Origin of the sequence: Burkholderia sp. BCC1996 (genome assembly GCF_905339955.1) — a bacterium.
Taxonomy (GTDB): Bacteria; Pseudomonadota; Gammaproteobacteria; order Burkholderiales; family Burkholderiaceae; genus Burkholderia.
The window spans coordinates 327,393-343,577 of record NZ_CAJPHM010000001.1; the positions used below are offsets into that span (position 1 = coordinate 327,393).

The following is a 16,185-nucleotide window of genomic DNA, read 5'->3' on the forward strand; positions in this document are numbered from 1 at the left end:
GAGCCGGCGATGAGCGATCCCCGTTTTCACCGGCTGACCGTGGCCGACGTCATCGCCGAAAGCGACGACGCGTGCTCGTTCGTGTTCGACGTGCCCGCCGCGTTGCGCGATGCGTTCGCGTATCGGCCCGGCCAATTCCTGACGCTGAACGTGCCATGCACGGACGCGACCGTCGCGCGCTGCTACTCGCTGTCGAGCGCGCCGGGCATCGACGCGGCGCCGAAGATCACCGTCAAGCGCGTGCGCGACGGCCGTGCGTCGAACTGGCTGTGCGACCGCATTCGCGCGGGCGATGCGCTCGACGTGCTGCCGCCGGCCGGCGTCTTCACGCCGCGCACGCTCGACGGCGACCTGCTGCTGTTCGCGGGCGGCAGCGGCATCACGCCGGTGCTGTCGATCCTGAAATCGGCGCTCGTGCACGGACGCGGGATGCTGACGCTGATCTATGCGAACCGCGACGAGCGCGCGGTGATTTTCCGCGACGAACTGCGGCAGCTTGCGCACCGTCATCCGGGCCGCCTGCGCGTGATCCACTGGCTCGACAGCGTGCAGGGCGTGCCGCTGCAGCGGCATCTCGAGGAACTCGCGCGGCCGTTCAGCCAGCAGGAGACGTTCATCTGCGGGCCGGCGCTGTTCATGGAGAACGCGCTCGCCGCGATGCTCGGCCTCGGGCTGCCGCGTGCGCGCGTGCATGTCGAGCGCTTCGCGTCGCTGCCGGATGCGCCGGCGCAGGCCGATCCGGCGGCATCGACCGCAACGGCGGCGGCGTCCGGCGATGACGATCGCGACGGCGTCGGTGAAGGCGCGGCGATCGAGACGGTGCTCGACGGCGAGGCGTTCGCGTTCGACAGCGCGCCCGGAGAAACGCTGCTCGACGCGATGCTGCGCGCCGGCCTGCCTGCGCCGAATTCCTGCCGGATGGGGCAGTGCGGCGCGTGCATGTGCCGCGTCGAACGCGGCGCGGTGACGCTCGACAGCAACCACGTGCTCGACGACGACGAGATCGCGGCGGGCTGGACGCTCGCCTGCTGCGCGCGGCCCGCGAGCGACGCGCTGCGCGTGGTGTTCCCCGATTGAGCCGCGACGTGTCGATGGCACCGACGGCAACCCTGTTTCGACGCATATGACGATGGACAACGAAATCCTCACCACGCCCGCGCTGATCGCGCGGGCTGCCGCGCGCCACGGCGCGCATCCGGCGATCGAGTCGGAGCACGGCCGGCTGACCTACGCGGAACTCGATGCGGCGCGTCTCGAGGCGGCGCGCGCGCTGCTCGCGAGCGGCATCGACGCCGGCGACCGGGTCGCCGTATGGGCGCCGAACCTGCCGCAATGGATCGTCGCGGCGCTGGCGATCCACACCGTCGGCGCGATCCTCGTGCCGGTCAACACGCGGATGAAGGGCATGGAAGTGGGCGGCATCCTGCACGACGGCGGTGCGCGGCTGCTGTTCTGCTGCGGCACCTTCCTCGGCGAATCCTATCCGGCGCTGCTCGCGCCGCACCGGCCCGCGACGCTCGAACGCGTCGTCGTGTTCGACGGCGAGCCGCCGTCCGGCGCGCACGATGAAACCTGGAATGCATTCCTCGCGCGCGGCGCGGCGGTGCCGCTCGCCGCCGTGCGCGAGCGGGAGGCGCAGGTGACGCCGGATACCGTGATGGACCTGATGTTCACGTCCGGCACGACGGGCCGCCCGAAGGGCGTGATGACCGCGCACGGGCAGAACCTGCGCGCCGCGCAGGCGTGGGCGACGATCGCCGGCGTGCGCCGGGACGACCGCTACCTGATCGTCAATCCGTTCTTCCATACGTTCGGCTACAAGGCCGGCTGGCTCGCCGCGCTGTCGAGCGGCGCGACCGTGCTGCCGCATCTCGTGTTCCAGCCGGCCGACGTCTTGCGCCGCATCGCCGACGAACGCGTGTCGGTGCTGCCCGGCCCGCCGACGCTGTACTACGCGCTGCTCGATGCGCCCGATCGCGCGACGCGCGACCTGTCGTCGCTGCGGATCGCGGTGACGGGCGCGGCCGCGATCGCGCCGAGCCTGATCGAGCGGATGCGCGCCGAGCTCGGCTTCGAGACCGTGCTGACCGGCTACGGACTGACCGAATCGTGCGGGTTCGCGACGCTGTGCCGCCACGGCGACGACGCGGAGACAGTCGCCTGTACGTCGGGCCGCCCGATGCCGGGTGTCGAGCTGCGCATCGCGGGGCCGGACGGCGCGGCGCTCGGGCCGGACGAGACCGGCGAGATCTGGGTGCGCGGCTACAACGTGATGCGCGGCTACTTCAACCAGCCGGATGCGACGCGCGAAGCCGTCGACGCCGACGGCTGGCTGCATACCGGCGACCTCGGCTGTGTCGACGCGAACGGCAACCTGAAGATCACCGACCGGATCAAGGACATGTTCATCGTCGGCGGCTTCAACTGCTATCCGGCCGAGATCGAGCGGCTGCTGGCCGCGCATCCGGCGATCGCGCAGGTCGCGCTGGTCGGCGTGCCCGATACGCGGCTCGGCGAGGTCGGGCATGCGTATGTCGTGTTGCGTCCCGGCGCGCACACCGACGCCGACGCACTGAACGACTGGGCGCGCAGCAACATGGCGAACTACAAGGTGCCGCGGCATTTCACGTTCGTCGAGCAACTGCCGACGAGCGCGGCCGGCAAGGTGCTGAAGTACCGGTTGCGCGCGGGCACCGAAGCGGCGGCCTGAACGCCGGCGCACGCCACGAAATCAACGGGACGAACGCATGAACGACAACGGATTTCCGCAGGGCGCGGTACTCGTGTTCGGCGGCAGCGGCGGAATCGGGCAGGGCGTCGCGCTCGAATTCGCGCGCGCCGGCGTGCCGGTCGCGCTCGGTTACCGCAGCAAGGCCGAGGTGGCCGAGCGCGTCGCGCGCGAGGTGCGCGCCGCAGGCGTCGCGGCCACCACGCATTGCGCGGACGTGACCGCTCCCGCGCAGATCGATGCCGCGCTCGCGGCCGCGATCGACGCGCACGGCCGCGTGCACACGATCGTGTGGGCGGCCGGCCCGTTCGTGAACCAGCGTCGCATCGGCGACATGACGCACGACGACTGGCGCCGTGCGATCGAGGTCGAGACGGTCGGCTTCTTCAATGCGGCGAAGGCCGCGTTGCCGCATTTCCGTGCGTCGGGCGGCGGGTCGTTCGTCACGCTCGGCTCGGCCGGGCATCTGCGCTGGCCGGATCGCGACGGATTGTCGGTCGCGCCGAAGGCGGCGAACGAGGCGCTGGTGAAGGGGCTCGCGCGCGAGGAAGGCCGTCACGAGATTCGCGCGAACTCGATCCTGGTCGGCGTGATCGAGGCCGGGATGTTTCCGGTGCTGCTCGAACAGGGGCAGTTCGACCAGGCGTGGATCGACGACACGCAGAAGATGCTCGCGCTCAAGCGCTGGGGGAAGGCGCACGATATCGGGCGTGCGGCGGTGTTCCTCGCGTCGGATCGCGCGAACTACATCACGGGGCAGCAGTTGAACGTCTCGGGCGGGTACGGGTTGTAGCGGATGCGCGGAGCCCGCTCGGGAGAGCGGGCCCTGCAGACGAACGTTCGGTTGCTTTCGGCGCCGAATCCGCCGTATCGATCCCGGATCTTCGCGCCGCAGGCGCCCGGGAGCGACTGCCCGCATGCATGCGTCGAAGCGCATGAACGGCCGTCTCGGCGGCAACTGGTTGCGCGCGCACCGTCCTCGGTATTCACCCTGATCCGCGCTGCGCGCTTCTCGCATCCTGACCACGCGCGACTCGCGCGAGGTCACGTCGATGAAACATTTCCTGCCATGCGTGACGTCACACGTGCTTGCACGCCGTTGCGATGTCGCGCGTGCCGACAGCCGCGCGTGCTTGCCCGTCGCGCGTCGCGGCACCCGATGCATCGCTCCGCTGCATCGGGCACGGTGCTGACGTGCCGAAAACAGATGCGTTCCTGAAACATTTCCGTCGATTCTCCCCCGCATCACCGCGGACGTTTGGCCGCGACGCTTGTCCCGTGCCGGTTCGCGCCGCATGGCACATGCCTTGCGGTTAGGTCCGGGCCGCTCGACACAATCGCGACTGATGGCAACGACAAATCGCGGGAGCGGCACGTAACGACATCGAAATATCGGGGATCGGATCGAGCCGCGGGATAGCGGCCCGTGGTGCCGGACACGCTGCGTCGTATCGGCGGCACGCACGGGCATCGTACGCTCGATCCGTCAAACAGCAAGCTTGCTTGCAAGATGTCGTGCCGGGGGACCCGCCGCGCGTGGCGACATGCGCTGCACGTGGCGGGTCGGCGCGCCCGGCACATGTCGGGGGGACGCCCGTGAAAATGACAATGAACCAATGGGCAGCGCTGGCGCTGGTAGTCACGGCCGGCGCGCACGCACAGGAAATCTACGTGCAGGGCGGCACGCAGGGCGTCGGCATCGGCGCGGCAGTGAGCTTCAATTCTGTGCTCGGCGCACACGCGGATTTCAACGCGATCAATCTGACGCATGACTTCACGGTGGCCGGCAATCGCTACCAGGACGACATCAAGTTGCGGCAAGGCGGCCTGTATGCGGACATCTTTCCGTGGCGCGGCAGCGGCTTTCGCGCGACGATCGGATTGCGCTTCAACGACGACGATATCCGCGGCGTGTCGGTGCCCACCGACGGGACCTACGTGTTCGCCGGCAAGCGTTTTCCGGCGCTGCCGGGGATGTACGCGGTCGCGGAGGCACGCTATCCGACCGTGATGCCGTATGTCGGGATCGGCTACGGGCACCGGCCGGCGTCGAAGGGGCTCGGTTTCGTCGCCGACCTGGGCGTCGCGTACGGCATCCCGCGCTGCTCGTACACGCTGTCGCCGCAACTCGCCGCCGCGGCCGGACCGCAGAAGAGCCAGATTCTGACCGCCAGCGGCCTCGACGAACTGAACCGCGTGATGTCGCGGTATCGGTGGTACCCGGTGCTGCAGATCGGGATCTCGTACCGGTTTTGAGCGGGACGCATTACGGCACGGCCGCGCTCCGGCCGTTCGACGCTTTCGTGCCGTGACCGTATCCGCAGACCTTCCCGTTGCCTGTTGCTGGACTGCCGGAACGTCCGGCCGAACCGGCTCGAGTCTATCGTCCTGGCACTCACCTGGACCGTGCCGGCCCAGGCATTCGTCGCAGTCGTTACCGGCACGATGTCGCCGATCGCGTCCGTGATTCTGGTCGCGGTGCTGGTGATGGTCGTGCGGCGCGCGTCCGACATCCCCCACCGGCGCAGACTATCCGTCGGTGAATGGCCATTCGGCCGTCTTTTTTCGTCGCCGCGGCTGGATTACCTTGGATGACAGCAGTTCGACGCGTCGGGCCGACGGCGGAACGTGGGTGGCTTCATGCCGTCTGCTGCCGCCGGCCAACGCCGACCACCGGCTTCCGTCCGATCACGACGATGATAGCAATGCTTGCAATTCACCGCGTTGGCGCTATCATTGATAGCAATCTGGATGGAGGGACTCATGGCAAATCTTCTGGTGCGTAACGTGGATGACAGTATCGTTCAGAGCCTTCGAGAGCAGGCTGCGGCGAACGGCAGGAGTGCCGAGGCCGAACATCGGGCCATTCTGGCCGATGCGCTCGGCCGGCCGAAGCGAAGGACATTCGCGCAAGTGCTGATGAGCATGCCGGACGTCGGCGAAGACGCGGATTTCCAACGTGTTCAGGATTCCGGCGAGGTCAGGCGTGTTTTTGATTGATACGAACGTCATCAGCGAGATCAGGAAGGGCAAGCGAACCAACCGCGGCGTGCGCGCGTTCTTCAGGCAGGCCGAGGCCGACGCGAGCCCGCTTTACCTGTCGATCGTGACGGTGGCCGAACTTCGGCGCGGCGTCGATCTGATCCGCCATCGCGGCGATCATCCGCAGGCGTCGGCGCTCGAGGCATGGATGGCGACGATTCTGTCCGGCTATGCGTCGAACATCCTGCCGGTCGATCTCGAAACCAGCCAGATGTGGGGCCATTTGCGTGTGCCCGACCCGGCCCACGCACTCGACAAGCTGATCGCGGCCACCGCGCTGATCAACGATCTCACGGTCGTCACGCGCAATGTCGACGATTTCGCCCGCACCGGCGTCCGGCTGCTGAACCCGTTCGAGTGAGCCGGGTTGCCGCGTCGCGGCAATCCGCCATCGCTTCCCGCCTTCTTCCCTCGCGCGTTCTCCGTCGCGCATCGCCCGCTTGCAGCCCGTATCACCGGGCTTTAGCGCGCGTCCGATTCCCGGTCCTCTCCCGGCCGGCGTCGTCCTAAAAGACCCGTCCGCTCTCGTCCCAACAGACGATGTGACGCCATCCCCGACCGGCCAGAATCCTTTCACGAACAATGGATTCTGAACCTGGAGGAGGCCGACATGATCGATGTCCGTGCGCTCGGCTACGTCGTCGTCGAGGCGACCCGCGTCGATGCGTGGCGCCGCTACGCGGAAGACGTGCTGGGCATGCAGGTGCTCGACGCGCCCGACGGCGCGCTGTACCTGAAGATGGACGAGCGCGATTTCCGCTACGTGATCGTCCCCGGTGCGACCGATCGCTATTTCGCGTCGGGCTGGGAACTGCCCGACGGCGCCGCGTTCGACGCCGCGCTGACGGCACTGCGGCAGGCGGGTGTCGAGGCCGTGCGCGCCACGCGCGACGAAGCCGCGCTGCGCCGCGTGCAGGCGATGGCGTGGTGCACCGACCCGTCCGGCAACCGCCACGAGTTGTACTGGGGCGCGCGCTGCGACTTCCGCCGCTTCGTGTCGCCGCTGGGCGTCGCGCGCTTCGTCACCGGCGACATGGGGCTCGGTCACGCGGTGCTGCCCGCGCCGCAGTTCGACGCGACCGACGCGTTCGTGCGCGGCGTGCTCGGCTTCGAGCTGTCCGACATCTACCGCGTGAAGTTCACGCCGGACCCCGCCGAACCCGAGAAGCGCATTCACTTCATGCACTGCCGCAACGCGCGCCATCACAGCCTCGCGCTGTTCGAGATGGCGGTGCCGTCGGGCTGCGTGCACGTGATGGCCGAAGTCGACTCGATGGACGAAGTCGGCCGCGCGCTCGATCGGGGCGCCGCGCACGACGTGAAGATGTCGGCGACGCTCGGTCGCCACTGCAACGACCAGATGATTTCTTTCTACATGAAGACCCCCGGCGGCTTCGATCTCGAATACGGCTTCGGCGGCCTCACGGTCGACTGGTCGAAGCACGCGGTATTCGAGGCCACCAAGGTGAGCCAGTGGGGCCACGATTTCAGCATCGGATACCGGTAAGCCAGCACGATGACGATGAAACCTCTCGACAAGACGATGTCCGCACGCGACGTGGTCGCGCAACTCGCCGACGGCATGACGATCGGCATCGGCGGATGGGGACCGCGGCGCAAGCCGATGGCACTGGTGCGCGAGATCGCGCGCTCGAACCTGAAGGACCTGACGATCGTCGCGTACGGCGGCGCCGACATCGGCCTGCTGTGCGCGGCCGGCAAGGTGCGCAAGGCGGTGTTCGGCTTCGTGTCGCTCGACGTGATTCCGCTCGAGCCGCATTTCCGCCGGGCCCGCGAACAGGGCCGCGTCGACGTGCTGGAACTCGATGAAGGGATGCTGCAGCTCGGCCTGCGCGCGGCCGCCGCGCGCCTGCCGTTCCTGCCGACGCGCGCCGGTTTCGGCACCGCGCTGCTCGATCACGCGCCGCAGCTGCGCACGGTGCAATCGCCGTACGACGACGGCGAAACGCTGCTCGCGATGCCGGCGATCGAACTCGACGTCGCGCTGCTGCACGTGAACGCGGCCGACCGGATGGGCAACACGCGCATCGACGGTCCCGATCCGTTCTTCGATGCGTGGATGGCGCGCGCCGCGCAGCGCTGCTACGTGTCGGCGGAAACGGTCGACGTGTCGCTCGCGAGCGACGACCTCGACGCCGCGCGCCGCAATCCGTTCGAGCGCTCGCTCGTCACCGGCGTCGTGCACGCGCCCGGCGGCGCGCACCCGACGTCGTGCGGGCCGGACTACGGCTGGGACCTGCCGCACCTGCGCGCGTATTGCGCCAGCGCGGAAGACGACGCGAAAACGGCGGCGTACCTGCGCGACGTGGTCGGCCAGGACGAGCGCCAGTACCTCGAAGGCGTCGGCGGGCTGTCGCACGTGACGACGCTGCCGTTGCCGATTCTGTAAAGGAGCGCCTGTGAGCGAATCTCTCGACCATTCCCTCGCGGAACTGATGATCGTCGCGTCCGCGCGACTCTGGCGCGACGACGGCGAAGTGCTGGCGACCGGCATCGGCACGGGCCCGCGGCTCGCGGCCGGCCTCGCGCGGCTCGCGTACAACAGCGGGCTGATGCTGACCGACGGCGAAGCGTATCTCGTCGAGGCGCCGATCCCGCTCGGGCCGCGTCCCGACGGCTATCGCGTGCAGGCGAGCGGCTGGATGACCTACGAGCGCGTGTTCGACTGCCTGTGGCACGGCCGCCGCCACGCGCTGGTGATGCCGACGCAGATCGACCGTTTCGGCCAGGCCAACATCTCGTGGCTCGGCGACGACTACGCGCGTCCGAAGACGCAGCTGCTTGGCGCGCGCGGCTTCCCCGGCAACTCGACGAACCACGCGAACTCGTTCTTCGTGAGCGGCCACGGCAAGCGCACGTTCGTCGCAGGCGAAGTCGACATGGTGTGCACGGTCGGCTACAACCCGGCGCGCCGGCTGCCCGGCATGAAGACCTTCGTCGACCTGCGCAGCATCGTCACCGACCTGTGCGTGATGGATTTCGGCGGGCCCGACCACGCGATCCGCGTGCGTTCGCTGCATCCGGGCGTGAGCTTCGACGAAGTGCAGGACGCAACCGGCTTCCCGCTGATCGCGGCGCCCGACCTGGGCACGACGGCCGCGCCGAATGCGGAAGACCTGCGCATCGTGCGTGCGCTCGACCCTCACAACCTGCGCGCGACGATCGTGCGCAACAATCCGGCGCCGCGCCGCGGATGAGGTCCGACATGGAAGCGACCCAGATGACGTTCGGCGACGGTGTCGTCGACTACGCGGTCGAGGACGGCATCGCGACGATCACGATGAACCGTCCCGAGTATCACAACGCGCAGAACTCGAAGATGACGTATGCGCTCGACGCGGCGTTCCGGCGCGCGGCGCACGACGACGCGGTGAAGGCGATCGTGCTCGCGGGCGCCGGCAAGCATTTCTCGGCGGGCCACGACATCGGCACGCCGGGCCGCGACATCCACGAGTCGTTCGACCGCGCGTCGCTGTGGTACGACCACGTCGACAAGGAGGGCGGCGAATTTCTGTATGCACGCGAACAGGAGGTGTACCTCGGGATGTGCCGGCGCTGGCGCGACCTGCCGAAGCCGACCATCGCGATGGTGCAGGGCGCGTGCATCGCGGGCGGGCTGATGCTCGCGTGGGTGTGCGACCTGATCGTCGCGTCGGAGGATGCGTTTTTCGCGGATCCGGTCGTGCGGATGGGGATTCCCGGCGTCGAGTATTTCGCGCATGCGTACGAGCTGAACCCGCGCATCGCGAAGGAGTTCCTGTTCCTCGGCGAGCGGATGCCGGCCGAGCGCGCGTATCAGATGGGCATGGTCAACCGCGTGGTGCCGCGCGAGCGGCTGCGCGATGCAACCTACGCGATCGCCGCGAAGATCGCGACGATGCCGCGCCTCGGCCTCACGCTGACCAAGCAGGCGCTGAACCACGTCGAGGAACTGCAGGGCAAGCGCGCGGCGATGGATGCGGCATTCGCATGGCATCACTTCGCGCATGCGCACAACGAGCTCGTCAGTGGCGACCGCCTCGGCGGTTACGACGCCCGCAAGATGGCCAGCTCGCAGCGCAAGCCGGAACCGGCGGACGACGAAGCGCAGGCCGATGCGGCGCCGGCCGCCGTCAACGGAGCCGCCGCATGAGCACGACGCTGCATACGCCGCTGTGCGACCTGCTCGGCTGCCGCTACCCGATCGTGCAGACCGCGATGGGCTGGGTGGCCGACGCGCGGCTCGTTGCGGCGACCGCCAATGCGGGCGGCTTCGGCTTCCTCGCCGGCGCGACGCTCGAACCCGGGCAGGTCGAGGCCGAGATCCTGAAGGTGAAGTCGCTGACCGACAAGCCGTTCGGCATCAATTTCCACATGTTCCAGAAGAACGCCGCACAGGTGGTCGATCTCGCGATCAAGCACCAGCTGCGTGCGGTCAGTTACGGCCGCGGGCCGGACGCGAAGACGATCCGACGCTTCAAGGACGCCGGCATCGTCTGCATGCCGACCGTCGGCGCGCCGAAGCACGCGTCGAAGGCGGTCGAGCTCGGCGCGGACATCGTGACGGTGCAGGGCGCGGAAGGCGGCGGCCACACGGGCTCGGTGCCGACCACGCTGCTGCTGCCGAAGGTGCTCGACGCGGTGCGGGTGCCGGTCGTCGCGGCCGGCGGATTCTTCGACGGCCGCGGGCTGGCGGCCGCGCTCGCGTATGGCGCAGCCGGCATCGCGATGGGCACGCGTTTCCTGATGAGCGCCGAATCGCCGGTGCCGCGCGAAACGCTCGACCGCTACGTCGCGGTCGGCGATCCGGCGCGGATCCGCGTGTCGGACGCGCTCGACGGGCTGCCGCAACGGATGATCGACAACCCGTACCTGCTGAAGCTCGAACGCTTCGGCCCGCTGCGCCGTACGTGGTTCGCGCTGAAGACGGCCGAAGCGTGGCGCCGCCAGAACGGCCTGAGCACGGGCGACATGCTCGGCCTCGCGATCAAGGCGCTGCGCTCGCACGACTACACGGCGAGCCAGACGCTGATGGCCGCGAACGCGCCGTTCCTGATCCAGCGCGCGATCGTCGAGGGGCGGCCGGACGAAGGCGTGCTGCCGAGCGGCCAGGCGGCCGCGATGATCGGCGCGATCGAATCGTGCGACGCGCTGATCGCGCGGATCGTCGCGGAAGCCGGCGAGCGGCTCGACGCGCTGGCCGCATTGCGCGGCGCGACCGCGGCACAGGCTGCGTAAAAAACATCACAGGGAGGCTTTGGAGATGACTGCATCCAATCAACCGGGCGGCGCGACGCCGTTCCGGATCGAGCGCGCCGACGGCATCGCCGAACTGGTGATCGCCCATCCGCCCGTGAACGCGCTCGATGCGCAGGGCTGGCATGCACTCGCGCGCGCGCTCGACGCGCTCGGCGAGGACGACGACGTGCGCGTGATCGTCGTGCGCGGAGAAGGCCGCGGCTTCTGCGCGGGCGTCGACATCAAGGAACTCGCCGCGCATCCGGAGCGGATCGTGTCGGTCAACGCGGGCAACTACGAGACGTTCCGCGCGGTGCACCGCAACCCGAAACCGGTGATCGCGGCCGTGCACGGTTTCGTGCTCGGCGGCGGGATCGGCATCTGCGGCGCGGCGGACATCATCGTCGCGGCCGACTGCGCGCGCTTCGGCGTGCCGGAGATCGACCGTGGCGCGATGGGCGGCGGCGCGCATCTGCAACGACTGTTCGGCGTGCAGAAGGTGCGCGCGATGTACTTCACCGGCGACATGATCGACGCAGCCGAAGCGTACCGGCTCGGCGCGGTCGAGCAGGTCGTGACGCGCGACGCGTTGCGCGACGCGGCGCTCGCGATAGCGCGCAAGATCGCGGAGAAAAGCCCGGCGATGGTGCGGCTCGCGAAGGAGGCGCTGAACGGCGTCGAGGACGGCGATCTCGAAGACAAATACCGCTGGGAGCAGGGCTTCACGCTGCAGGCCTACATGACGAACGACTCGACGGAGGCGCGCGCCGCATTCGTCGAGAAGCGCGACGCGCGGTTCGACGCGCAGGCAGGCGTCGAGGAGGCACGCGCATGAACCTGACCTATACGCCGCAACAGCAGGCGTTCCGCGCGGAAATCCGCGCATGGCTCGCCGCGCACGTGCCGCGCGAGCGGCTGCCGAGCTTCGATACCGAGGAAGGTTTCGCCGCGCACCGCGAATGGGAGCGCACGCTGCACTCGGGCCGCTGGAGCATGGTCACGTGGCCGCGCGAACTCGGCGGGCGCGGCTGCGACCTGATCGAGTGGCTGATTTTCGAGGAAGAGTACTGGCGCGCCGACGCACCGATGCGCGTGAACCAGAACGGCATCTTCCTGCTCGGCCCGACGCTGATGGACTTCGGCACCGACGCGCAGAAGGCGCGCTTCCTGCCCGCGATGGCGGCCGGCGAGCACGTGTGGGCGCAGGGCTGGTCGGAGCCGAACGCGGGTTCGGACATGGCCGCGATCCGCACGACGGCGATCCGCATCGGCGACGAATACGTGCTCAACGGCCAGAAGATCTGGTCGACCCGCGCGGTGTGGGCCGACTGGCTGTTCGGGCTGTTCCGCAGCGATCCCGAATCGTCGCGTCACCACGGGCTCACGTTCCTGATGGTGCCGCTGTCCGCGCCGGGCATCACGGTGCGGCCGATCCGCCAGCTCAACGGGCAGACGGGCTTCGCGGAGATTTTCTTCGACGACGTGCGCGTGCCGGTCGAGAACCGCCTCGCGGCCGAAGGCGCGGGCTGGCAGGTCGCGATGGCGACGGCCGGCTTCGAGCGCGGGCTGATGCTGCGTTCGCCCGCGCGGTTCCAGCGCACCGCGCAGGCGTTGCGCGACCTGTATCTCTCGCACCGCGACAGCGCGGATCGCGACCCGACGCTGCGCGAACGCGTGGTCGCCGCGTGGATGGACGCGCAGGCGTACGCGCTGTCGACCTATGCGACCGCAAGCCGGTTGCTGAAGGGCGGCCACATCGGCGCGGAATCGAGCACCAACAAGGTGTTCTGGTCGGAGCTGGACCTGCGGATGCACCAGACCGCGCTCGACATTCTCGGCGCGCACGGCGAGGTCGTCCCGCAGACGGCCGCGCAGCACGCGACGCTCGGCCACTGGCTCGACGGCTTCCTGTTCGCGCAGGCCGGCCCGATCTACGCGGGCACCAACGAGATCCAGCGCAACATCGTCGCCGAACGGATGCTCGGCATGCCGCGCGCGTGAGCGCGCCGGCGATTCCCTCACTGAACGGACATCGTATGGATTTCGTATTCGATGAAGACCAGGAAGCGCTCGCGGACAGCGTGAAGCGCCTGCTGATGACCGAGATGACCCCGGAACTGATCCGCGAGCTGTGGGCCACGCCGACCGGCCGCTCCGACGCGCTGTGGTCGCTGTTCGCGTCGCAGGGGCTGACCGCCGTGTCGGTGCCCGAAGCGCACGGCGGCCTCGGCCTGACCGAAGCGGAATGGGCGCTGCTCGCGCAGACCTACGGCTATTTCGGCAGCCCGGAGCCGCTGCTCGACACGGCGCTGGTATCGGCCGGCGTGCTCGCGCGGCTGCCCGCCAGCGGCTGGCGCGACGCGCTGCTGCGCGACATCGCCGAAGGGCGCGCGCGTGTCGCGTTCGTGCATCCGGTGAACCCGTATGCGGCCGACGTGCACGTCGCGCAGGCGCTGCTCTGCGAGCACCGCGGCGAGCTGCACCGCGTCGATCCCGCGCAGTGCGCGTGGCGCGCGGTCGACAGCGTCGACCCGTCGCGGCGCCTGTTCACGCTCGACTGGGAACCGTCGGCGGCCACGCGCATCGCGGGCGCCGACGAAGCCGCGCCGCTGCTCGATCGCGCGCTCGACCACGGCGCGTTCGCGGTGGCCGCGCAATTGCTCGGCCTCACGCAACGCGTGCTCGACGTCGCGATCGACTACAGCGCGCAGCGCAAGCAGTTCGGCAAGGCGATCGGTTCGTACCAGGCGCTCAAGCACCTGCTCGCCGACGTCGCGATCCGCTACGAGTTCGCGCGGCCGGTGGTCGCGCGCGCGGCTCAAGCGATCGCCGACGATCACCCGCAGCGCGCGGTGCTGGTGTCGCACGCGAAGCTCGCGGCGAGCGCCGCCGCGCAGCTGGCCGCGCGCCACACGATGCAGGTTCACGGCGCGATCGGCTACACGTGGGAGCTCGACCTGCAGATCTTCATGAAGCGGATCTGGGCGCTCTCCGGCAGCTGGGGCGACACCGCGTTCCACAAGGCCCGCGTGGCCGACGCGATCCTCGGCGACGCATTGCCGATCGGCCCCGCGCAGACCTTCGACTTCGAGGAGACCAATCAATGAAACAAGCCTATATCGTCGACGCGCTGCGCACGCCGACCGGCCGCCGCAAGGGCGGGCTCGCACACGTGCACGCGGCGGACCTCGGCGGCTTCGTGCTGAAGACGCTCGTCGAACGCAACGCGATTCCGGCCGACGAATACGACGACGTGGTGTTCGGCTGCGTCGACACGATCGGCCCGCTCGCCGGCAACATCGCGCGCACCTGCTGGCTCGCGGCCGGGTTGCCGCTGCAGGTGCCGGGCGTGACGGTCGATCGCCAGTGCGGCTCGTCGCAGCAGGCCGTGCACTTCGCCGCGCAGGCCGTGATGAGCGGTGTGCAGGACGTGGTGGTTGCGGGCGGCGTGCAGACGATGACGCAGATCCCGATCTCGTCCGCGATGACGAGCGCGGTGTCGCTGGGCTTCAACGACCCGTTCTCGGGCAGCACCGGCTGGCGCGCGCGCTTCGGCGATGCGCCGGTGTCGCAGTTCGTCGCCGCGCAGCGGATCGCCGATCACTGGAACCTGTCGCGCGACGCGATGGAACGCTATGCGCTGGAAAGCCATCGCCGCGCGGTGGCGGCGATCGAGGCCGGCCATTTCAAGCGGGAAATCGTGCCGCTCGAAGGCGTGCAGCACGATGAAACGCCGCGCCCCGACACGTCGCTCGACAAGATGGCGACGCTTGAACCGCTGATGCCGGGCGGCTCGCTGACGGCCGCCGTCGCGAGCCAGACCTGCGATGCGGCCGCGGCGCTCTTGATCGTGTCCGAAGATGCCTTGAAGCGCTACGGCCTCACGCCGCGCGCGCGCATTCATCACCTGAGCGTGCTCGGCGACGATCCGCTGTGGATGCTCACCGCGCCGATCCCGGCGACCAAGGCCGCGCTGAAGAAGAGCGGGCTCGACTGGGCGCAGATCGACGTCGTCGAGATGAACGAGGCGTTCGCGTCGGTCGCGCAGGCCTGGCTTGCCGACACGCGCTTCCCGCACGAAAAGACCAACCCGAACGGCGGCGGCATCGCGCTCGGCCATCCGCTCGGCGCGACCGGCGCGCGGCTGATGACGACGCTGGTGCACGAACTGGAACGCACCTGCGGACGTTACGGGATGCAGACGATGTGTGAAGGCGGTGGTCTCGCGAACGTCACGATCATCGAGCGCCTGTGAGCGCGTCACTTTCACGATCTCTCGATCCAGGAGGCATCAGCATGGGAATCTGTAACGGACGCACCGTCATCATCACCGGCGCCGGCGGCGGGCTCGGGCGCGAATACGCGCTCGCGTTCGCGGCCGAGGGCGCGGCGGTTGTCGTCAACGACATCCGGCACGAGGCAGCGCAGGCCGTGTGCGACGAGATCGCACGACGCGGCGGCCGCGCGCTCGCGAATTCGGACGACATCACCAGGATCGACACCGCGCAGCGGATCGTCGACGCCGCACGAGAAGCATTCGGCGACGTGCACGTGCTGGTCAACAACGCAGGCATCTGCCGCGACAAGATGTTCACCAGCATGACCGAAACCGACTGGGACGACGTGATGCGCGTACACCTGCGCGGCCACTTCTGCCTGTCGAGCGTGCTGGCACGTGTATGGCGCGACGCCGCGAAGGCCGGCCATCCGGTCGACGCGCGCATCGTCAACACGAGCTCCGGCGCCGGGCTGCAAGGCTCGATCGGCCAGTCGAACTACGGCGCGGCGAAGGCCGGCATCGCGGCGCTCACGCTGATGCAGGCGGTCGAACTGCAGCGCTACGGCGTGCGCGTGAACGCGCTCGCGCCGGCCGCGCGCACGTCGATGACCGAAGGCGTGTTCGCCGACATGATGAAGAAGCCCGAGGACGGCGGCTTCGACTATTTCGATCCGGCCAACGTCGCGCCGCTCGTCGTGTGGCTCGGCAGCGCGCTGTCGGCCGACGTGACGGGCCAGGTGTTCGAGGTCGCGGGCGGGATGATCGCGGTGGCCGAGGGCTGGCGCACCGGCCCGAGCGTCGATCGCGGCGCGCGCTGGGCGCCGGCCGAGGTCGGCCCGGCGGTCGCGCGGCTGCTCGCCGATGCGCGGCCCGCGCAGCGCGTGTACGGGAGCTGACG

At 69.2% G+C, this 16,185-nt stretch carries 16 protein-coding genes; all 16 read left to right on the forward strand.

Annotated features, from left to right (window positions below; all coding sequences use genetic code 11):
* Positions 1-9 precede the first annotated feature (9 nt).
* The gene (locus tag U4Z64_RS01435; RefSeq protein ID WP_321819029.1) at positions 10-1,077 is read left to right on the forward strand and encodes a ferredoxin--NADP reductase; all 1,068 of its coding nucleotides are present in this window, start codon (positions 10-12) and stop codon (positions 1,075-1,077) included.
* Between the two features lie 46 nt (positions 1,078-1,123).
* Positions 1,124-2,710: a FadD3 family acyl-CoA ligase gene (locus U4Z64_RS01440; protein WP_321819030.1), complete on the forward strand. Its 1,587-nt coding sequence runs from the start codon at positions 1,124-1,126 to the stop codon at positions 2,708-2,710.
* Between the two features lie 37 nt (positions 2,711-2,747).
* Positions 2,748-3,521 carry an SDR family NAD(P)-dependent oxidoreductase gene (locus U4Z64_RS01445; protein ID WP_321819031.1) on the forward strand — a complete coding sequence of 258 codons (774 nt, stop codon included), beginning with the start codon at positions 2,748-2,750 and terminating at the stop codon, positions 3,519-3,521.
* 815 nt (positions 3,522-4,336) lie between these two features.
* A complete protein-coding gene (locus tag U4Z64_RS01450) occupies positions 4,337-4,984 on the forward strand; it encodes a hypothetical protein (RefSeq protein ID WP_415750545.1) in 648 nt (215 codons plus the stop codon).
* Positions 4,985-5,491: 507 nt separating this feature from the next.
* Positions 5,492-5,728: a FitA-like ribbon-helix-helix domain-containing protein gene (locus U4Z64_RS01455; protein ID WP_014899176.1), complete on the forward strand. Its 237-nt coding sequence runs from the start codon at positions 5,492-5,494 to the stop codon at positions 5,726-5,728.
* Positions 5,715-6,131, forward strand: coding sequence for a type II toxin-antitoxin system VapC family toxin (locus U4Z64_RS01460; protein WP_193759899.1), 417 nt, complete (start codon positions 5,715-5,717; stop codon positions 6,129-6,131). Before U4Z64_RS01455 ends, U4Z64_RS01460 begins: the two co-directional genes overlap by 14 nt.
* A gap of 249 nt (positions 6,132-6,380) precedes the next feature.
* On the forward strand, positions 6,381-7,277 hold the full coding sequence (locus U4Z64_RS01465) for a VOC family protein (protein WP_321819033.1): 897 nt from the start codon (positions 6,381-6,383) through the stop codon (positions 7,275-7,277).
* A 9-nt stretch (positions 7,278-7,286) separates the two neighbouring features.
* Positions 7,287-8,180, forward strand: coding sequence for a CoA transferase subunit A (locus U4Z64_RS01470; protein WP_321819034.1), 894 nt, complete (start codon positions 7,287-7,289; stop codon positions 8,178-8,180).
* Positions 8,181-8,190: 10 nt separating this feature from the next.
* Complete coding sequence (locus U4Z64_RS01475; protein ID WP_124484681.1) at positions 8,191-8,988, forward strand: CoA-transferase subunit beta; 798 nt, start codon at positions 8,191-8,193, stop codon at positions 8,986-8,988.
* A gap of 8 nt (positions 8,989-8,996) precedes the next feature.
* Positions 8,997-9,923, forward strand: a complete 927-nt coding sequence (locus tag U4Z64_RS01480; RefSeq protein WP_044845673.1) for an enoyl-CoA hydratase — start codon at positions 8,997-8,999, stop codon at positions 9,921-9,923.
* Positions 9,920-11,008: an NAD(P)H-dependent flavin oxidoreductase gene (locus U4Z64_RS01485; protein ID WP_044845672.1), complete on the forward strand. Its 1,089-nt coding sequence runs from the start codon at positions 9,920-9,922 to the stop codon at positions 11,006-11,008. The genes U4Z64_RS01480 and U4Z64_RS01485 overlap by 4 nt, the downstream gene beginning before the upstream one ends.
* 25 nt (positions 11,009-11,033) lie before the next feature.
* Positions 11,034-11,843 (forward strand): enoyl-CoA hydratase family protein, encoded by an 810-nt coding sequence (locus tag U4Z64_RS01490; RefSeq protein WP_321819035.1) that lies wholly within the window; start codon positions 11,034-11,036, stop codon positions 11,841-11,843.
* Positions 11,840-13,009: an acyl-CoA dehydrogenase family protein gene (locus U4Z64_RS01495; protein WP_321819036.1), complete on the forward strand. Its 1,170-nt coding sequence runs from the start codon at positions 11,840-11,842 to the stop codon at positions 13,007-13,009. Before U4Z64_RS01490 ends, U4Z64_RS01495 begins: the two co-directional genes overlap by 4 nt.
* A gap of 35 nt (positions 13,010-13,044) precedes the next feature.
* Positions 13,045-14,115, forward strand: a complete 1,071-nt coding sequence (locus U4Z64_RS01500; protein ID WP_044845669.1) for an acyl-CoA dehydrogenase family protein — start codon at positions 13,045-13,047, stop codon at positions 14,113-14,115.
* Positions 14,112-15,263 (forward strand): acetyl-CoA C-acetyltransferase, encoded by a 1,152-nt coding sequence (locus tag U4Z64_RS01505; protein WP_321819037.1) that lies wholly within the window; start codon positions 14,112-14,114, stop codon positions 15,261-15,263. The genes U4Z64_RS01500 and U4Z64_RS01505 overlap by 4 nt, the downstream gene beginning before the upstream one ends.
* A 41-nt stretch (positions 15,264-15,304) precedes the next feature.
* Positions 15,305-16,183, forward strand: coding sequence for an SDR family oxidoreductase (locus U4Z64_RS01510; RefSeq protein WP_044845667.1), 879 nt, complete (start codon positions 15,305-15,307; stop codon positions 16,181-16,183).
* The last annotated feature ends 2 nt before the right edge of the window (positions 16,184-16,185 follow it).

What these genes read in the sequence shown, in the direction of transcription:
- U4Z64_RS01435 (WP_321819029.1), top strand. Translation starts at nt 10, where the DNA reads ATGAGCGATCCCCGTTTTCACCGGCTGACCGTGGCCGACGTCATCGCC.
- U4Z64_RS01440 (WP_321819030.1), top strand. Translation starts at nt 1,124, where the DNA reads ATGACGATGGACAACGAAATCCTCACCACGCCCGCGCTGATCGCGCGG.
- U4Z64_RS01445 (WP_321819031.1), top strand. Translation starts at nt 2,748, where the DNA reads ATGAACGACAACGGATTTCCGCAGGGCGCGGTACTCGTGTTCGGCGGC.
- U4Z64_RS01450 (WP_415750545.1), top strand. Translation starts at nt 4,337, where the DNA reads ATGAACCAATGGGCAGCGCTGGCGCTGGTAGTCACGGCCGGCGCGCAC.
- U4Z64_RS01455 (WP_014899176.1), top strand. Translation starts at nt 5,492, where the DNA reads ATGGCAAATCTTCTGGTGCGTAACGTGGATGACAGTATCGTTCAGAGC.
- U4Z64_RS01465 (WP_321819033.1), top strand. Translation starts at nt 6,381, where the DNA reads ATGATCGATGTCCGTGCGCTCGGCTACGTCGTCGTCGAGGCGACCCGC.
- U4Z64_RS01470 (WP_321819034.1), top strand. Translation starts at nt 7,287, where the DNA reads ATGACGATGAAACCTCTCGACAAGACGATGTCCGCACGCGACGTGGTC.
- U4Z64_RS01480 (WP_044845673.1), top strand. Translation starts at nt 8,997, where the DNA reads ATGGAAGCGACCCAGATGACGTTCGGCGACGGTGTCGTCGACTACGCG.
- U4Z64_RS01485 (WP_044845672.1), top strand. Translation starts at nt 9,920, where the DNA reads ATGAGCACGACGCTGCATACGCCGCTGTGCGACCTGCTCGGCTGCCGC.
- U4Z64_RS01490 (WP_321819035.1), top strand. Translation starts at nt 11,034, where the DNA reads ATGACTGCATCCAATCAACCGGGCGGCGCGACGCCGTTCCGGATCGAG.
- U4Z64_RS01495 (WP_321819036.1), top strand. Translation starts at nt 11,840, where the DNA reads ATGAACCTGACCTATACGCCGCAACAGCAGGCGTTCCGCGCGGAAATC.
- U4Z64_RS01500 (WP_044845669.1), top strand. Translation starts at nt 13,045, where the DNA reads ATGGATTTCGTATTCGATGAAGACCAGGAAGCGCTCGCGGACAGCGTG.
- U4Z64_RS01505 (WP_321819037.1), top strand. Translation starts at nt 14,112, where the DNA reads ATGAAACAAGCCTATATCGTCGACGCGCTGCGCACGCCGACCGGCCGC.
- U4Z64_RS01510 (WP_044845667.1), top strand. Translation starts at nt 15,305, where the DNA reads ATGGGAATCTGTAACGGACGCACCGTCATCATCACCGGCGCCGGCGGC.